At 51.2% G+C, this 3,172-nt stretch carries 2 rRNA genes; both read right to left on the minus strand.

What is annotated here, in order from left to right:
- Positions 1 to 40: 40 nt before the first annotated feature.
- Positions 41 to 151, minus strand: a 5S ribosomal RNA gene (rrf, locus tag BM130_RS14915).
- A 108-nt stretch (positions 152 to 259) separates the two neighbouring features.
- Positions 260 to 3,078, minus strand: a 23S ribosomal RNA gene (locus tag BM130_RS14920).
- Positions 3,079 to 3,172: the final 94 nt, after the last annotated feature.

Genomic DNA, 3,172 nt, shown 5'->3' on the forward strand with positions numbered 1-3,172 from the left:
CCGACTCATTTTCATGAATCGGAGCTCTATTTTCTTTTAAAGTCGGCGGCGACCTACTCTCCCGCTTTTACGCAGTACCATCGGCGCTAACAGGCTTAACTTCTCTGTTCGGTATGGGAAGAGGTGGTACCCTGTTGCTATAGCCACCTTAATCTCTTTTTCCCCCTTTCTTTACAATTGCTTATTCTGGGGGTGATAAGGTAACATATCGGGAAAATCGTTCTCGCTGAGGTTCCACCTTTTCGCCTTGGCTCTCTTTTCCGGAAAGATTCGGGTAATTAGTACTGCTCGGCTACATACGTTGCCGTATTTACACCTGCAGCCTATCTACGTCGTCATCTCCAACGTCCCTCTGCGGAGATCTTATCTTGAGACTGGCTTCGTGCTTAGATGCTTTCAGCACTTATCCATTCCAGACTTAGCTACTCAGCGGTGCTCCTGGCGGAACAACTGATACACCAGAGGTCTGTCCATCGCGGTCCTCTCGTACTAACGACAGTTTCTCGCAAATCTCCTGCGCCCACAACAGATAGGGACCGAACTGTCTCACGACGTTCTGAACCCAGCTCGCGTGCCACTTTAATGGGCGAACAGCCCAACCCTTGGGACCTTCTCCAGCCCCAGGATGTGACGAGCCGACATCGAGGTGCCAAACCGCCGCGTCGATATGAGCTCTTGGCGGCGATCAGCCTGTTATCCCCGGAGTACCTTTTATCCTTTGAGCGATGGCCCTTCCATGCGGAACCACCGGATCACTATGCCCTGCTTTCGCACCTGGTCGACTTGTTGGTCTCGCAGTCAAGCACCCTTATGCCATTACACTCTCCAGACGATTACCAATCGTCTTGAGGGTACCTTGGGAAGCCTCCGTTACTCTTTTGGAGGCGACCACCCCAGTCAAACTACCCACCTAACAGTGTCTCCCTTTATCCTGAGGGATTAGAATCCGAGCATTTAAAGGGTCGTATTTCAACGGCGACTCCACCGAACCTGGCGACCCGGCTTCTTTGTCTCCGACCTATCCTACACATTAAATACCCAAATTCAGTGTTAAGCTGCAGTAAAGGTTCACGGGGTCTTTCCGTCCCGTTGCGGGTAACCGGCATCTTCACCGGTACTACAATTTCACCGAGTGCGCGGCTGAGACAGTGCCCAGATCGTTACACCATTCGTGCAGGTCGGAACTTACCCGACAAGGAATTTCGCTACCTTAGGACCGTTATAGTTACGGCCGCCGTTTACCGGGGCTTCAATTCAGTGCTTCTCCCTTTCGGGATAACACCTCCTCTTAACCTTCCGGCACCGGGCAGGTGTCAGGCCTTATACTGCATCTTGCGATTTCGCAAAGCCCTGTGTTTTTGGTAAACAGTCGCCTGGGCCATTCCTCTGCGCCCTGTCTCTCGACAGGGGTCCTTTCTCCCGAAGTTACAGGACTATTTTGCCTAGTTCCTTAGCCGCGTATCTCTCGAGCGCCTTAGTATACTCAACCCAACTACGTGTGTCCGTTTGCGGTACGGGCCCCTATACTCGCTTTTCTTGGAGTTAGCTGCGCGCCTTCGCTTCGGCCGTAGCCTAGGCTCAGGGTGCTTTTCCGTCAGCACTCAGACGCCTCACTTACCCGTCACTTCCTTTGTATAGGGGGTGCAGGAATTTTAACCTGCTTGCCATCGGATGCCCCTTTCGGGTGTTCCTTAGGGCCCGACTTACCCTGATCCGTTTAACGTTGATCAGGAAACCTTGGTCTTTCGGCGTGGGGGTTTCTCGCCCCCATTATCGTTACTTATGCCTACATTTGCTTTTCCAACTGCTCCACAGACCCTCGCAAATCTGCTTCGACGCTGTTGGAATGCTCCCCTACCAATATCTTTCGATATTCCACGTCTTCGGTAGCTGACTTTATGCCCGATTATTATCCATGCACGGTCGCTCGACTAGTGAGCTGTTACGCACTCTTTAAATGAATGGCTGCTTCCAAGCCAACATCCTAGCTGTCTCTGCAACCATACCGCGTTTTCTTCAACTTAGCCAGCATTTCGGGACCTTAGACGGTGGTCCGGGTTCTTTCCCTCTCGGACATGGACCTTAGCACCCATGCCCTCACTCCTAAGTAGCATTTAACACCATTCGGAGTTTGTCAGGAGTTGACAGGCGGTGAAACCCTCGCCTCCTATCAGTAGCTCTACCTGTGTTAAACTTTTACTTAAGGCTGCACCTAAATGCATTTCGGGGAGTACGAGCTATTTCCAGGTTTGATTGGCCTTTCACCCCTACCCACAGTTCATCCAAAAACTTTTCAACGTTTACTGGTTCGGTCCTCCATCTCGCTTTACCGAGACTTCAACCTGACCATGGGTAGATCACCTGGTTTCGCGTCTATAATTACCGACTCTGACGCCCTCTTCAGACTCGCTTTCGCTTCGGCTGCGTGTCTCTTAACACTTAACCTCGCCGGTAACCATAACTCGTAGGCTCATTATGCAAAAGGCACGCCGTCACATGTCTTTTACACGCTCCGACTGCTTGTAGGCGCACGGTTTCAGGTTCTTTTTCACTCCCCTGCCAGGGGTACTTTTCACCTTTCCCTCACGGTACTGGTTCACTATCGGTCTCTCAGGAGTATTTAGCCTTACCGGATGGACCCGGCTGGTTCAGACAGGATTCCTCGTGTCCCGCCCTACTCAGGATCCCAACTCAAAAGTATACAATTACGTGTACGGGACTTTCACCCTCTATGGTTACACTTTCCAGTGTATTCCACTTCTTGTTTACTTCCTCTACGTTGGTCCTTCTACCCCGTATATGCCGAAACATTTACGGTTTGGGCTACTCCCCTTTCGCTCGCCGCTACTCAGGGAATCACTTTTGTTTTCTCTTCCTCCGGCTACTTAGATGTTTCAGTTCGCCGGGTTCGCCTCCTACTTACGTAGGATGCCGTACCTTCAGTACGGCGGGTTACCCCATTCGGATATTCACGGATCTAGGGTTATTTGCACCTCCCCGTGACTTTTCGCAGCTTATCACGTCCTTCTTCGCCTCTGAGAGCCCAGGCATCCCCCGTGCGCCCTTTCCTTCTTTCCTATGTCTATTTCGCCTTAGCGCTCGTGTTACCTCGCTTCTCGATTTTCCCAATATGTCAATGAGCTTTTTAGTCTTATACGACTTCTGTGGATAT

It is taken from the genome of Thermophagus xiamenensis (assembly GCF_900112795.1).
GTDB lineage: Bacteria > Bacteroidota > Bacteroidia > Bacteroidales > Marinilabiliaceae > Thermophagus > Thermophagus xiamenensis.